Source organism: Nostocoides vanveenii, from assembly GCF_039531165.1.
Lineage (GTDB): Bacteria > Actinomycetota > Actinomycetes > Actinomycetales > Dermatophilaceae > Nostocoides_A > Nostocoides_A vanveenii.
On sequence record NZ_BAAAPN010000035.1, the window covers coordinates 74,847 to 89,691 of the forward strand.

Below are 14,845 nucleotides of genomic sequence, written 5' to 3' on the forward strand. Positions count from 1 at the left end.
TTGACCTACTTAACTGGTCATCACCACCAAGGACGACAGGAGCGCCACGATGACGCAACCGGGCACGCCGACGGGATCGACCACCCCTCCGACCACGTCGCCTGCGCCAGCCGAGACCGACCACCCCATCTCCGAACCCACGGCTCCGCTGTGGTTCGGCGACCGGTCCGGCCAGCGCTACCCGGGCGCGACGGCGCCCACTCCCCCGTCCTGGGCCGGTTCCGGCCCGGCGGCGCCCCCGACGACCCCTCCCTCCTCCCAATCGTCGGGGGCCCGCCGCGTCTGGCCGGCCGTGTTGACGGCATCGCTCCTGTCCGCCGCCTTGGCGAGCGGCGGGACGTATGCCACAGTGCGCGCGGCGGACGGCAATGCGACCTCCCCTTCCACAGCGTCGTCCGCCGCCAGCCCCGCCGGCTCGTCCGCGGGCGCCCAGCAGATCCGCCAGGTCAACCCCAATGCGCCTGACTGGACCGCAACCGCAGCCACCGTGACCCCGAGCGTGGTCGCGATCAGCCTGCAGGTGCAGGGCGGTTCGGCGCAGGGTTCGGGCGTCGTCATCGACTCCTCGGGCCACATCCTGACCAACAACCACGTCGTCGACGGCGCGGTCGAAGGCACCATCGAGGTCACGCTGGCCGATGGCCGCAAGTACCCCGCGACAGTCGCTGGCACCGACCCGTCGACGGATCTGGCAGTCATCACCGTCAAGAACCCGCCGAGCGACATGAAAGCGATCGCCATGGGCGACTCCGACGCCCTTAAGGTCGGCGACCCAGTGATGGCTGTCGGCAACCCGCTGGGCCTGGCCTCCACCGTCACGACGGGCATCGTCAGCGCCCTCAACCGGCCGGTGACGACGGGTGACTCGCAGGCGCAGTACGGGCAGCAGCAGACCGAGCCGGTCTATACCAACGCCATTCAGACTTCGGCCGCAATCAACCCCGGCAACTCCGGTGGGGCGCTCGTCGACGCCAACGGCAAGCTCATCGGCATCAATTCATCCATCGCCAGCACCGGCTCGAACTCGGGCAATATCGGTATCGGCTTCGCCATCCCGGTGGTGGAGGCGCAGGCGATCGCCACGCAGCTGATCGCGAGCGGCAAGGCCCAGCACGCCTACCTCGGCGTCACGCTGCGCGATGGCGAGGCGACCGACGGCTCCTCGACGCGGGCCGGCGCCCAGGTCGGCGAGGTCTCGCCCAACACTCCGGCGCAGGCGGCCGGACTCCGGGCCGGCGATGTGGTCATCGCGGTCGACGGCACCCCGGTGGAGTCGCGCGACTCGCTGATCGCCAAGATTCGCGCCGAGCAAGTCGGCAGCACGGTCAAGCTGACGGTCATCCGCGGCGGCGCTCGCCAGGACGTGTCGGTCACCCTGGCCGTTCGCCCCGCGACGGCCGGCTGACCCCCGAAGCGTTTTTTCCCTCCCACGGCGGGGGCACCTCGAAGGCGGTCGAGGTGCCCCCGCCCCTTCATGGTTGGCGCTGGGCGGCTTTCCCGCCCGATGCCGCAATCCCCTTGTTCGCACGGGGAAGGGCTTCCGTTGCGGACAAGGGGTTTGTCGTGCGCATGGGTGGCCAGGTCGGTCAGGACGCCGGTATGCCGCCTGGCACCGTCCCAGTCGGCCCGGTCCCGGTCGTCGGGTCGCGTCACCGCTCGTCAATGAAGTCCTCGAGCTTGTCGATCGAATGCGCCTGATCCGGGTTGGCGCGTGCGTAGTCCTTCGCCTGGGTCACCGCGTCCCCCACATTCGGGGCGCCGAATTGGTTCGGACTCTCGGACATTGCTGCCTCCTCACATCAGCCGGGGCTGTCCCCGGCCGGAACCCCCGCCGTTTCGTCCACCCTGGCACGCCGGCGACGCCGACTCGGGCGAAGAGGCTCGGTGACCTTTGCGGCCGGTCGCTCACCCCGGCCTTTTATCGCGGACGCCCGGCGGGACCACCGGGGTCCAGGGTTGGGACCAGATCCGACGCCACCGACCCGGCCCCCGCCCTGGCGAGATCACGGTCCGAGCCCGGCCGGAACTCCCGGCGACCTGTCCGACGCGCAAACCACTTGCCCCGGGCGGCTGCAGACGGCAGGCTAGATCCTCGTGCCTGAAATCGACCTTCTCCATGAACAGGCGCACCTCGCGGCAGCACGAACCGCGCTGGCCCGCATGCGCGAACGCACCGAAGCGATCGAGGTCAACGCGGCCGACCCGATCGCCGCCGCCTACTTGGCCCGCACCCTCTATTACCGCGCTGCCGCACTCGCCGACGACCCCGGGACGGCGCTCTTCTTCGGGCGACTCGACACCGCCGACGCCGACCGGTGGTACATCGGCCGACGCCACGTCAGCGACGAGGCCGGCGACCCCATGGTCATCGACTGGCGCGCCGCCGTCTCGACTGCCTTCTACCGGGCTACTCGCGCGGAACCGATGGGCATCACCCTGCGCCGACGCTTCGGCATCGCGGGGGGCGAGATCACGGCATACGAGGATGAACACCTCACCGATGCCGCCGAGCCCGAGTCGCGCAGCGCGATCCTCGCGGCCGAGATCGAGCGGCCCCGCGTCGGCCCGATGCGCGACATCGTCAGCACTATCCAGCCCGAGCAGGACGAGATCGTGCGCGCCGACGCCGACACGACCGTCTGCGTGCAGGGTGCCCCGGGGACCGGCAAGACCGCGGTGGGCCTGCATCGGGCGGCGTGGCTGCTCTACGCCCACCGCGATCGCCTTGCGCGCCAAGGAGTTTTGGTCATCGGCCCTAACCGCGCCTTCCTCGATCACATCGGGGCGGTCCTCCCCGCGCTCGGCGAGGTGCGGGTCGGGCATACGACCATCGCGGACCTCGTCGCGAGCCGGCCCGCGCGCGCGACCGAGGCGCCGCGGGTAGCCGCGCTCAAAGGCGACGCCCGGCTCGCGGAGGTGCTCCGGCGCGCCGTCTGGGCGGCCGTGGCGACACCGAGTCAGGCCCTGGTCGTCCCACGCGGCGCCCGCAGATGGCGGGTGCCGGCCTACGACGTCGCCGATGTCATGGACGAATTGCGCTCTCGCGGAGCGAGATTCCACGCGGCTCGGGCGATGTTCCCGCAACGGCTGGCGCATCACGTCCTGCTCGCGATGGAGCGGGCCGGCGAGAGCCCCGACGACCGCGTCCACGACTCCGTCGCCCGCAACCCTGCGGTCAAGTCCTATGTCGCGGCGCACTGGCCGACCCTCGACCCGGCCAAGGTCCTGCATCGACTTCTCAGCGATCCCGGGGCCCTGTCAGCTGCGGCAGACGGGGTTCTCTCGGTCGACGAGCAGCGAATGCTGTTGTGGGACAAGCCACCTCGTACCGCCGGCTCCGCCAAGTGGACCACCGCAGATTTGGTGCTCGTTGACGAGCTCACCGACCTGCTGGATCGCACGCCCAGCCTCGGGCACGTGATCCTCGACGAGGCGCAGGACCTCTCCCCCATGCAGTTGCGCGCTGTCGGCCGCCGCGCCTCGACCGGGTCGCTGACCGTGCTCGGCGATATTGCCCAGGGCACGACGCCCTGGGCGACGGCGTCCTGGGCCGATGCCCTCACCCACCTCGGCAAGCCCGACAGCCATGTGGAGGTCCTAGCCCGCGGCTTCCGCGTGCCCGCCAGCGTGATCACGTATGCCGCGCGCCTCCTCCCGCTGATCGCCCCCGGTCTCGCGGCCCCCGAGTCGGTGCGTGACAACCCGGGCCGGTTAAGCGAGCACGCGGCGACTGCGGCTGAGATCTCAGATCGCCTTGTCGCCCTTGTCCATGCGGCGGTCCAGGCCCCTGGGTCGGTCGGCGTGATCGCGCCGGATGCCGATATCGACCGGCTCTCAACGGCCCTGAGCGGGGCCGGCATCGAGCACGGTGTGCTCGGGAGCGATCACGGCGATGTCGAGCATCAGGTCGATATCGTGCCGGCGACTATCGCCAAGGGCCTGGAGTTCGACCGGGTCATCGTTGTCGAACCCGCGGCCATCGCCGCCGCCGAGCCCGATGAGCGCACCGGCCTGCGCCGCCTCTATGTCGTCCTGACCCGAGCCGTCTCCGAGCTCGACATCCTGCACTCCGGCCCTCTCCCCAGCGCCCTTGGCGGCTGAACGGGCACGCTGTAACTGAGGCGCGCCGGCCGGGGTACGTTCGGGGGCATGCGGGCGCTGCGTTACGAGAGTTTCGGTGGGGCGGTCACCATCGTGGACGCCCCCGACCCGATGCCGGGCCCAGGGGCCGCGATTGTCGAAGTGGCCCGGACCGGTTTGTGCCGCAGCGACTGGCACGGTTGGCGCGGCCACGACAGCGACACGGTGCTGCCCTGCATCCCCGGGCACGAGTTCACCGGCACGGTGATCGAGGCACCCGGAGCGCCCGAGTGGGTCGGCAAGCGCGTGGCCGTGCCCTTCGTGATGGCCTGCGGCACCTGCCCCGAGTGCACGCGCGGCCGCGGCCAGGTGTGCCGGGCGCAGCGGCAGCCGGGCTTCACCGACCAAGGCTCGTTCGCGGCATACGTGCCGGTGGTCGCGGCACGCGTCAATCTGGTGGCACTCCCGGACGCCATCGGCGACGATGCGGCGGCCGCGCTCGGCTGCCGCTATGCGACCGCGTGGCGGGCGTTGACCGCGGTCGCACAGCTGCAGGAGGGCGAACGCCTGGCCGTGTTCGGCGCCGGCGGTGTCGGCCTCGCCGCGATCCAGATCGCGGTCCATCTCGGCGCCGAGGTGCTCGCCCTGGACATCTCGTCAGCCTCGCTAGGGCACGCGATGTCGTTGGGCGCCAGTGCTGAACGGATCGACGCCACGGATTCGCCACAACAGATCGCTGATCACGTGCGCACGCTCTGGCCGGACGGGAGCAGCGTCAGCATGGATGCTCTGGGCTCACCGGTCCTGGCGAGCGCCGGCGTCCTCGGCCTGGCCCGGGGCGGGCGGCATGTCCAGGTCGGCCTGCTCGCCGAGCCCCTGAGCGTGCTCCCCCTGGGCCGTGTCATCGCGCACGAACTGCGCATCCTCGGCTCCCACGGGATGGCTGCGTCCGACTATCCGGCCCTGTTGGATGCCGTCGAGAGCGGCCTCGATCCCGCCGCTCTCGTCACGGCTACCTTGCCCCTGGCCGATGCTGGTCCCGCGCTGATGACGATGGACGCTCCCGACGCCCCGCGCGGGGTTCGATTGATCGATCCCCGCCGGTGATCCGCCAACCGTTTGAGTAGTCCGACTCAGGCGTCCCGCCTGGGGCTGCGACCACCATGGATGCATGGCCGCAACGCACGTGGATTCCGTCCGCCACCTCGAAGCCGAGTTCGCCGAGGCAATGACCCGCATGTATGCCGTGGGCAATGGTCTCGCCGCGCTCCGTCAGCGGCTGCTTATCGAGCAGGGGGCCGTTGCCGCCCCGACTCCGGTCGCCGCCCCGCGGGGGGAGGCGGCGACCGGAGTCCCGGACATCCCGGTCTTCACCCGCGGAACCGTTTCGGCCTCTGCGGGATTGGGCGGCGGCGCCGCGTTCTCGACGGACGAGCGCTCCGCCGCTGCGGCGAGCGACGCGATCCTCGTGCCTGGTCCGGCAGTCGGCACCTCGGGCACCGGTGTGCGTTCGGGCGGGCTCGCCCCCTCCGCCGTGGCCGGACCCTCGGCTCCGACGATCGCCGGAACGCGCAGCCCGCGCCCGGCGCAGGCCACCGTGGGACAGTCCGCCACCGCGACGCCCGGCGCTGCCCCGGCAACCGCCGAACCCGCCACCCCCTGGTGGCAGCGTGAGGGCGTCATCGTCCGGCTGCTCGGCGCCGCCGGCGCGGGTGTGCTGCTCATCGGTGTCGTCCTGCTGCTCGCCTTCGCCATTCAGCACGGCTACCTCGGCCCCGCCGCTCGCGTTGCGGGCGTGGGGCTGCTCGCGGCCGGCCTGATCGGTGGCGCCGTCCGCGTCCATCGCGACCCGTCGCGCGCCGCCGGCGCCGTGGCGATCGCCGCGGCGGGGTACGCCACGGCCTACCTCGATGTGATGGCCGCAACCGTGATCTACGACTGGTTGCCGGCACCCGTCGGTCTCACACTGGCCGGCGTGGTCGCTGCCAGTGGCGTGGTGCTGGCCCGCGCGTGGGATCGTCAGTTCCTTGCCCTGATCACGGTCGGCGGCGTGGCCGCGCTCGGCCCGGTGCTCGGCGACGGTGCGACCCTCCTGACCGCGGCCTTCCTGGTCGTGCTCGCGATCGCCGCCTACCCCGCGCAACTCGGCAAGAGTTGGCTGCTGCTCCACCTGGTGCGCGTCGCCCCGGCCGCCGGTTTCATCATCGCCACTGCGGGCACGTATGCCAGCACCGACGCCAGTGCTTCCTCCCTCGGGCTCGGCGATCGAAGCGCGTATCTCGGCCTCGCCGTCCTGCTCGCCGCCGTCGAACTCGCCACCTGCGCCACGACCCCCACCCCGTCGAGAGGCCAATCCAGCCCCATCGAGAGGACAAATCTGGCGCATCGAGGCAGCGGTCGAGGCGTCTCCCCGTCGCCGGCCTCCGCTCGGGCCGGTGCTCACCCCGGCCTGGCCCACCCCGGCGACCTGGCCCACCCCGGCGACCTGGCCCACCCCGGCGACCTGGCCCACCCCGGCGACCTCGAACACCGCGACCCCGCGACGCCGGCCGTGCTGCCCGAGTCCGCACCGGGCGCCGCGGCCGACGCGACGCCGTCCCGTTCCACTGTCCGTCCGGCCCTGCTCCACGCGCTCCTGCCCGTCTCCGCCGCGGCCCTCGCCGCCACCTCCGGCGCGAGCGCCCTCCCCGGCTGGCTCGTCCTCGCCCTCGCGGCGCTGGCCTACCTCGGCCTGGCCTCGACCGTCCGGGACCGCGCTGGCCTCGAGCCGGCATTGCGCTTCTCCCCCTGGGCTGGAGCGGTCGGCACGGCCTTCGCGATCGGCGCCGTCGTCGACGGTTTGGGCGACAACGCGACCCCACTCGGTCTCGCTGCGCTCGCCGTGGCGTATGCCGTTGCCTCCCGTTCCCTCGACCGGCTCTGGACCCGCTTGGCCGCCTCAGCCACCCTCGCGCTCGCCCTCCTTGGCGTGCTGCCGACCTTCGGGGCGCTGGTCAATCGGTCGGACGCGACGACGCGCATCCAGTGGATGGACGCCGTCGCTGCCGCTCTGGTCGCCACCGCCGCGCTCCTCGCGCTGCCGACCATGCGCCGGCTCGTTGCCGGCGTGACCGGCCAGCGGACTCGCTTCGCCGAAATCACCTGCCTGGCAATCGCACTCGCGGGTGCCAGCGCCGCCGTCATCTCGCTGGCCGTCGTGGTCGGCGACGCGACGGACCGGCCCGCCGGCGGCTTCGTGGTCGGCCACGGGCTGGCGACGCTGCTCTGGGCGGCGGGTGCGGCATACCTGCTCATGCACGGTCTGAGGCGCGGCCGCGACGCGGCGATCGCGCTGCGCGCTGGCCTAATGCTGGCCGCTGCGGCGGTCGCGAAGCTGGTGCTTTTCGACCTCGCGACTCTCGACGGGATCGTGCGGATCACCGCCTTCATCGGCGCGGGCCTGGCCCTGCTCGCGATGGGAACGGGATACGCCAAAGCCCTGGAGCGTGCCCGCGCCCACTGACCGCACCCGGACCGCGCGGACTCCGCGGGCGGAACTCTGCCCCGTGGACACCATTCACCATCGCGAGAGTCAACCCGGTGGCGTCCGGTGCACAGGTGGCGGCGGCGCACCACGGGTGCGCGAGGATGGGTCCCATGTCACTGCCGACCAGTACCCGCCAGATCGTCCTTGCCCAGCGCCCCGACGGCTGGCCCATCGACGCCGACTTCCGCCTCGAGACGGCCGACCTGCCCGATCTCGGGCCCGGCGAGGTGCTCGTCCGCAACACCGTGATGTCGGTCGACCCCTATATGCGCGGCCGGATGAACGACGTGAAGTCCTATATCCCGCCCTTCCAGATCGACGCCCCGCTCGACGGGGGCGCGGTCGGTGAGGTCATCGCGTCGACCAGTGCCGAGCACCCGTTGGGCTCCCACGTCCTGCACGGCCTCGGCTGGCGCGAGCACGCCGTCGTTCCCGCGCGCGGCGCGACGGTCATCGACACCACCCTCGCTCCCGAGTCGGCCTATCTCGGCGTGCTCGGAATGCCCGGGCTGACCGCGTATGCCGGCTTGGTCGCCGCCGCCGAGTTCCAGCCCGGCGACGCGGTCTTTGTCTCCGGGGCAGCCGGGGCGGTCGGCTCCCTCGTCGGCCAGATCGCGCGGCTCAAAGGTGCCTCGCGGGTCGTCGGCAGCGCCGGTAGCCCTGCCAAGGTCCACCATCTGCGGGATCTCGGCTTCGATGCGGCCTTCGACTATCACGACGGGGTCGCCGCGGAATTGAAGGCCGCAGCCCCCGACGGCATCGATGTCTACTTCGACAATGTCGGCGGCGACCATCTCGAAGCGGCGCTCTCCCGCCTGAATCTCAACGGCCGCGTGGCGATGTGTGGCGCCATCGCCCAGTACAACGAGACCGAGCCCTCCGCCGCACCCCGCAACCTTGCCCTCGTCATCGGCAAGAATCTGACGTTACGCGGTTTCATCGTCGCCAAATACGCGAGCCTGCGGCCGCAGTTCCTGGCCGAAGTCGGGCCGTGGCTGGCCGCCGGCGAGATCCGCTATGACGAGACCTTCCGCGACGGCCTAGACAGCGCCCCACAGGCCTTCATCGACCTGCTCGGCGGTGCCAACACCGGCAAGATGCTCGTCCGCCTCTGACCAAGCAGCGTTCCGCGGCCGTCGTGCGTCAGTAGGTCATGGTGGTCGCCGTGCACGCCGACTTCGAGGCCTGGGTGGCCGCCCACGAAGCTGCCCTGTTGCGCTTCGGCTACCTCCTGACCGGCAATGCCCAGGCCGCCGAGGAGGCCGTGCAGGCGGCGCTGACCACGGCATACGTCAATTGGGAACGTATCAGCGAGGCCGATCACCCCGATCGCTATGTGCGGCGGATGATCGCCAACGCACACATTTCCCGGTGGCGACGCTGGGATCAGCGGGTCACGCCCGTCGCCGAGGTCCGCCGGGCCGAGGCGCCCGATCTGGCGGGCACCGTCGCGGAGCGCGACGCGATCTGGCACGTATGCCGTGCCCTCCCGCCGCGGCAGCGCGCCGTCGTCGTGCTCCGCTTCTACGAAGATCTCGACCACGCCGAGATCGCTGCCCTCCTCGGCATCGGGGAGTCGAGCGTTCGGTCGGCCCTGCACCGAGCGCTGGCGAGCATGCGCACCGCCCTGAGCCAGGAGGACGCCACATGACGACGCCTACCGACGACGACCTCGAAGCCCTCGTCCGATCGACACTCAAGGAGCAGGCGGGCAACGCCCCAGCCGCCCTCGCTCTGCAGATTGGCGCGCATCGGTCCATGACGATGCCGCCCTTAGCCCACCCAGTGCCGGGAGGGGCACCAGTCCGGGTTGGGCCACAAACGCCGTCTCGGCGCAGGTTGCGGTGGGTTCCCATCGGCGCCGCTATCGCCGCGGGAGCGGGGGTCGTGGCACTGGCCGTGAGCCCGACGCTGTCCGGTCCCGAGACGCGGGGGCCTGGGAGGACAGCCACTCAGGCGTCGTCATCACTCGCCGCGCCGTCGCCCTCGGACGCTCCGGACGGCCCGATCCGGGGCATCCCGCCGCTGCCCGTTACCCCGGACGGCTGGCGCGTGGAGTCCTATGGTGCAGCCTCACTCGCGGTGCCGGCCACGTGGGGTTGGGGCGGTTCGCCCGGCAGCACGGCGTTCGCCGGCGATCTCTGCACGGCCCGATTCGCGCTCGTCGTCCCCGGCTCGGGTGAAGGCGATTCGACCACGCCTTTCGTGGGCCGACCCTTCGGCCCGTCACTTGTGGATTGCCCCGGCGTGCCCTACCCGGGAGTCGACGCCGTGTGGTTCGCCTCCCCCTATGCCGCAGGGAGCGAGAAACTCCCCGACGGCCGGGTCGCGGAAACTCGCGCCTTCGCAGACCAGAACATCACCGTGTTCTCGGCCGACGACGTTCTCCGGCAACGCATTCTGGGCACGCTGCACGCCCTGCGTTTCGCCGACACGCAGGGGCGAGAGATCGCGGCCCTGTCCGATGGCAACGGCTGCCCGGTGTCTCCACCCTCGCTCGAGGCACCCGGCGAAGCCACGCCCACGGGCCTGGCCGTCTGCGTCTACGAGAAGGACCGGCTGCTCTGGTCGGGTCACCGCGACGCGGCGGCCGCCAAGCAGTATGTCGACGCGGTCCACCTCGCGAGTGCGACCTTCGATGTCACCGCATGTTCGTTTGTCGCCGCCGCCCGTCAAGTCTGGATCGGCGTCCAGCGGGCAAACACCACGGGCTGGGACCGGGTCGACTACTACTGCGGCTGGCTCATCGTCAGCTACACGGCCGAAGCCGGCGGCGGCACCGGGCTCGCCACCGCAGTCGCGCCCTTGCGGCCCGCGACCGTCGCGCCGTGGGCAGGCGAGGGCATACGGGCGTATGTCCGCGGCCCGGACCCACGGCTGTCCACGCCGGAGCACCCGTACTTCCACAAGTAGCCCGCATACCCGCTCCGCCGGAGCCGGGCTAGCTAGAGTGCGCGGCATGGAATCGACAATGCAGTCACCCCCGCTCCTGATCAGTCACCTGTTGCGCTACGGCACGACCATCCACGGTGACCAGGAGGTCGTCACCTGGACCGGTGACGGCACCACCCGGATGACGTATGCCGAGGTGGGCGCCGACGCCGCGCGGCTCGCCCACGCGCTGCGCAGCCTCGGCATCGAGGGGGACGATCGCGTCGCGACCTTCATGTGGAACAACGCCGAGCACCTGATCGCTTATCTGGCGATCCCGTCGATGGGGGCGGTCCTGCACGCGTGGAATATCCGCCTCTTCCCCGAGCAGATGGTCTATGTCGCCAACCACTCGGCCGCCAAGGTGGTCATCGTCGACAACACACTCGCACCCCCGCTGAGCAAGCTCATCCCGCACGTGAAAAACATTCGCCATGTCGTCGTCAAGGGCCCGGTCGACGACGCGGCCCGCGCGGCCTTCGAGGCCATCGACCACGTCGAGGGCGTGCACGACTGGGCCGAACTCCTTGCCGGGCAACCCGATTCCTACGATTGGCCCGAGGATCTCGATGAGAACTCGGCAGCCTCGATGTGCTACACGTCGGGCACGACGGGCAATCCCAAGGGCGTCGTCTATTCGCACCGCTCGAACTACCTGCACGCCATCGGCGCAGCGATGACGCTCGGCATCGACCAGGGTGAACGGACGCTGACGGTGGTGCCGCTCTTCCACGCCAATGCCTGGGGCTTCCCCTATCTGGCGATGGCGCGCGGCGTCAGCTTGATGATGCCCGACCGCTATTTGCAGGCCGAGCCGCTGGTCCGCTTCATCGAGGCCGAGAAGATCACCTCGGGCGCGGGCGTGCCGACTGTATGGAATGAGTTGTTGCGCGCCATGGACGCCGGCGGTCACGACACCTCCAGTTGCACGATGCTCATGGTCGGTGGCTCGGCCGCCCCACCGGCGATGATGCACGCCTTCCAGGAGCGGCACGGCATCCAGATCGTCCACGGTTGGGGGATGACCGAGACTTCGCCGGTCGCCTCGCTCGCCTTCCCGCCCGCCAACGCCGAGGAGGGCAGCGAGGAGTACTGGAAGTACCGCTACGCCCAGGGCCGCATCTTGATGGGCGTCGAGGCGCGCCTGATGGACTTCGACGGCAATGAAGTGCCTTGGGATGGGGAGAGCGTCGGCGAGGTCGAGGTCCGCGGCCCCTGGATCACCGGCGCGTACTACTCCAATGGCACTGAGTCCGAGGCCGAGCTGGCCGAGGTGGCCGCGAAGTTCGACGACGGCTGGCTGCGGACCGGCGATGTCGGCTCGTTGACGCCCAATGGCTTCCTCTACCTCTCCGACCGCGCGAAAGATGTCATCAAGTCCGGCGGCGAATGGATCAGCTCAGTGGACCTGGAGAACGCGATCATGGCGCACCCCGATGTGCTCGAGGCCTCGGTCATCGGTGTCCCCGACCCGCGATGGGACGAGCGGCCGCTGGCGAGCGTCGTGCTCCGCGAAGGGTCCGATGCGAGCGCCGAGTCCCTGCGCGCCTTCCTCGACGGCCGGGTCGCGAAGTGGCAGATCCCCGAGCGCTGGGCCTTCATCGACGAGGTGCCCAAGACCTCGGTCGGCAAGTTCGACAAGAAGGTGCTGCGGCAGCGGTATGCCGACGGCGGCCTTGATGTGCAGACGCTCGGCTCCTGACGGCATACGTCCTCGGAGACGGAAACCCCGGCAACCTAAACTCTGCTAACACACGTTAGGTGTGTTAGCAGAGTTTAGGGACGGGGCCCACCGCGCTCACTCGGCGGCGATGGCGTCCAGGATCTGCATCTTGGCCGCGCGGCGGCCGGGCCAGACGGCCGCGAGCACGCCGACCAGGCCGGCGAGCACGAGGAAGGCCAGCAACTGGCCCCACGGGACCGACAGCGCTGTGAAGCCCTGGTCCGAGAGGGCCCGCTGGACGGCGATCCCGAAGATCACACCCAGCACGATCCCGAGGACCGCGCCGAGGATGGCGATCACGATCGACTCCAGGCGCAGCACGCTACGCAACTGCCGGCGGCTCAGCCCGACCGCCCGCAACAGCCCGATCTCGCGTGTCCGCTCGATCACCGACAACGCAAGGGTATTGATGATGCCGAGGAACGCGATGACGACGGCCAGGCCCAGCAGCGCATAGATGATCGCCAACATCTGATCGATCGGCTTGGACTGCTCGGCCGCATAGCCGGCGATGTCCTTGACGCTGACCGTCGGCAGGCCCGCCGTGATCTTGTCCAGGGCCGCCCCGACGGCCGCCTTGTCGGCGCCGGCTGCGGTCGTGACATACACCTGGCTGTCGCTGGGAGTGCCACCATGGGCAGCCCAGGTCGCCAACGAGACGACCGTGTCCGACGGCGACGTGCTGGCCGCGTCGAATGTTGCCGCCACCTTCGCATCGAAGGTCTTGCCCTGCAAGGAGATCGGCAAGGTCGAGCCGACCGCGACGCCGTATTCCTTGGCCTTGTCGGCCGAGAGGATCACGGTGTTGTCGGTCAGCTTGGCGAGCAGCGCCTGGTCGTCGGTCTTGGACAGCGTCGAGACCGTCCCATAACTGGCCGGGTCGACGGCCGCAACCCACGCCCGGTCATCGTCCTTGACCTTCGCCTGGCCCCAGCGCACCGTCGAGATGCTCGCAACTCCGGGCACCTTGGCGACCTCGGTGGCGATGCTCGGTGAGAAGTCGTTGCCGATGGAGTTGGAGATCAGGTAGTCGGCCTTGAAGTTCTTCTCGATCTCGCCCTTGAGGCTCTGCTTGGCCGAGGACCCGAAGACCGACATCATCGACACCAGCGTCACGCCGATCATCAATGCCGACGCGGTGGCTGCCGTGCGACGCGGGTTGCGCAGCGCGTTCTCCTCGGCCATCACCCCGACAGCGCCGAAGAGGCGGCGATAGATCGAGCCGATTCCGAGGATCAGCGGCTTGCCCACCATCGGACTTGTCCCGGCGACCCCGAGCAGCACGCCCAGAATCCCGACGCCGACCCAGATGATCGGCTTGGGCACGCCCGCGAAAAGCCCTAAAGCGAGCGCGACGGCCCCGGCGATCGTCAGCGTCGTGCCGACCAGGACACGCCGGTGCATGCTCGACTCGGCCAGCGTGACGTCATCGCGCATGGCCGCGACCGGCGGCACCGTGCCCGCCTTGCGCGCCGGCAGATAGGCCGCGAGCAGGGTCACCAGGATGCCGACCAGATAGGAGGCGAGGATCGTCCGTGGCGCCACCACGAGCGAGGCACCCGAGAGGTCCAGCCCGATTGCCGCGAAGAGTGCCTTGATGGCGATGGCGAGCACGAGACCGACGGCCAGTCCGACGGTCGCCCCGATCAGGCCGACCACAAAGGCCTCGACAAGCACCGAGCGCGACACCTGCTTGGCCGAGGCTCCGATGGCCCGGTAGAGCGCGAGCTCCTTCATCCGCTGGGCGACGAGGATGGAGAAGGTGTTGACGATGATGAAGGTCCCGACGACCAGCGCGATCGCCGCGAAGATCAGCAGGAAGTAGGTGATGAACTTCATGCTGTCCTGGATCTGGGTCTGCGCCTGGGCGGCCGCCGCATCTCCGGTCACGGCCTCGGTGTCGGCGGGGAGCAGGGGTGCGACAGCAGCCTTCAACTGATCTTGGGAGGTGCCTTTGTCGCGGGTCACCCAGATGTCGTTGAAGACATTCTTGCCGCCGAGATAGAGCTGCTGCGCCTGGTGCGTGGTCCACACCGTGACGCTCGCGCCGACCAGCGAGCCGCTCATCTCCATGGTGCCGACGAGCTTCGGGCTGACCTGGGCCTGAGAGCCGGCGGTGACGATCTTGACGGTGTCGCCGACGGCATACCCACCGGTCTTCGCGGTTCGCGCGTCGAGGGTGATCTCGCCGTCCTTCGCCGGCCAGCTACCGCTGGTCAGCCGGAACATCGAGGTGTCATTGGCGGCCGGGCCGGCGGTGTAGTTGACGCCCATCCCGGGTGCGCCCTGGCCGCCGATGAGCTTGCCCTGCTTGGTGACGACGAAGGTCGTGTAGTCGGTGACATTGCCATCGGCGCGCGCCGCGCCCTCGGCAGTGGCGAGCTTGGCAACCAGGTCCCCGGGAAGGGTGGCCCGGCTGCCATAGGTGTCGCCCGACCCGGCCGGCCGGACGACGACATCGCCGACCGAGGAGGACATGATCCCGTCGAAGGACTTGGCCAGCGTGTCGGTGAAGATGAAGGACCCGGCGACGAAGGCGACACCGAGGATGACGGCGATCGCACTCATCAATAGGCGCAATTTGC

Annotated in this window: 10 protein-coding genes; 8 read left to right on the forward strand and 2 right to left on the reverse strand. The window is 70.2% G+C overall.

The annotated features are described in order from the left end of the window. Positions 1-49 precede the first annotated feature (49 nt). Positions 50-1,405 carry a S1C family serine protease gene (locus ABD209_RS07470; RefSeq protein ID WP_344064249.1) on the forward strand — a complete coding sequence of 452 codons (1,356 nt, stop codon included), beginning with the start codon at positions 50-52 and terminating at the stop codon, positions 1,403-1,405. Between the two features lie 244 nt (positions 1,406-1,649). Here the strand turns inward: ABD209_RS07470 and ABD209_RS07475 are convergent, their stop codons facing one another. Beyond that, entirely contained in the window at positions 1,650-1,784 is a 135-nt protein-coding gene (locus ABD209_RS07475) for a hypothetical protein (RefSeq protein ID WP_344064252.1), read from the reverse strand. A 310-nt stretch (positions 1,785-2,094) separates the two neighbouring features. On the opposite strand from ABD209_RS07475, the gene ABD209_RS07480 reads away from it, so the two are divergent. From ABD209_RS07480 to ABD209_RS07510, 7 genes are all read left to right on the forward strand, one after another. Beyond that, positions 2,095-4,101, forward strand: coding sequence for a HelD family protein (locus ABD209_RS07480; RefSeq protein ID WP_344064255.1), 2,007 nt, complete (start codon positions 2,095-2,097; stop codon positions 4,099-4,101). Positions 4,102-4,149: 48 nt separating this feature from the next. Next, a complete protein-coding gene (locus ABD209_RS07485; protein WP_344064258.1) occupies positions 4,150-5,187 on the forward strand; it encodes a zinc-binding dehydrogenase in 1,038 nt (345 codons plus the stop codon). 64 nt (positions 5,188-5,251) lie between these two features. Next, positions 5,252-7,582 carry a DUF2339 domain-containing protein gene (locus ABD209_RS07490; protein ID WP_344064261.1) on the forward strand — a complete coding sequence of 777 codons (2,331 nt, stop codon included), beginning with the start codon at positions 5,252-5,254 and terminating at the stop codon, positions 7,580-7,582. Positions 7,583-7,716: 134 nt separating this feature from the next. After that, positions 7,717-8,721, forward strand: coding sequence for an NADP-dependent oxidoreductase (locus tag ABD209_RS07495; protein ID WP_344064263.1), 1,005 nt, complete (start codon positions 7,717-7,719; stop codon positions 8,719-8,721). Between the two features lie 50 nt (positions 8,722-8,771). Then, on the forward strand, positions 8,772-9,257 hold the full coding sequence (locus ABD209_RS07500; protein ID WP_324388473.1) for a SigE family RNA polymerase sigma factor: 486 nt from the start codon (positions 8,772-8,774) through the stop codon (positions 9,255-9,257). A 236-nt stretch (positions 9,258-9,493) separates the two neighbouring features. Continuing rightward, positions 9,494-10,519 carry a hypothetical protein gene (locus ABD209_RS07505; RefSeq protein WP_344064266.1) on the forward strand — a complete coding sequence of 342 codons (1,026 nt, stop codon included), beginning with the start codon at positions 9,494-9,496 and terminating at the stop codon, positions 10,517-10,519. Positions 10,520-10,565: 46 nt separating this feature from the next. Then, a complete protein-coding gene (locus ABD209_RS07510; RefSeq protein ID WP_344064269.1) occupies positions 10,566-12,239 on the forward strand; it encodes a fatty acid--CoA ligase in 1,674 nt (557 codons plus the stop codon). Between the two features lie 96 nt (positions 12,240-12,335). On the opposite strand, the gene ABD209_RS07515 is transcribed toward ABD209_RS07510, so the two are convergent. After that, positions 12,336-14,828, reverse strand: coding sequence for an ABC transporter permease (locus tag ABD209_RS07515; protein WP_344064272.1), 2,493 nt, complete (start codon positions 14,826-14,828; stop codon positions 12,336-12,338). Positions 14,829-14,845 lie beyond the last annotated feature (17 nt).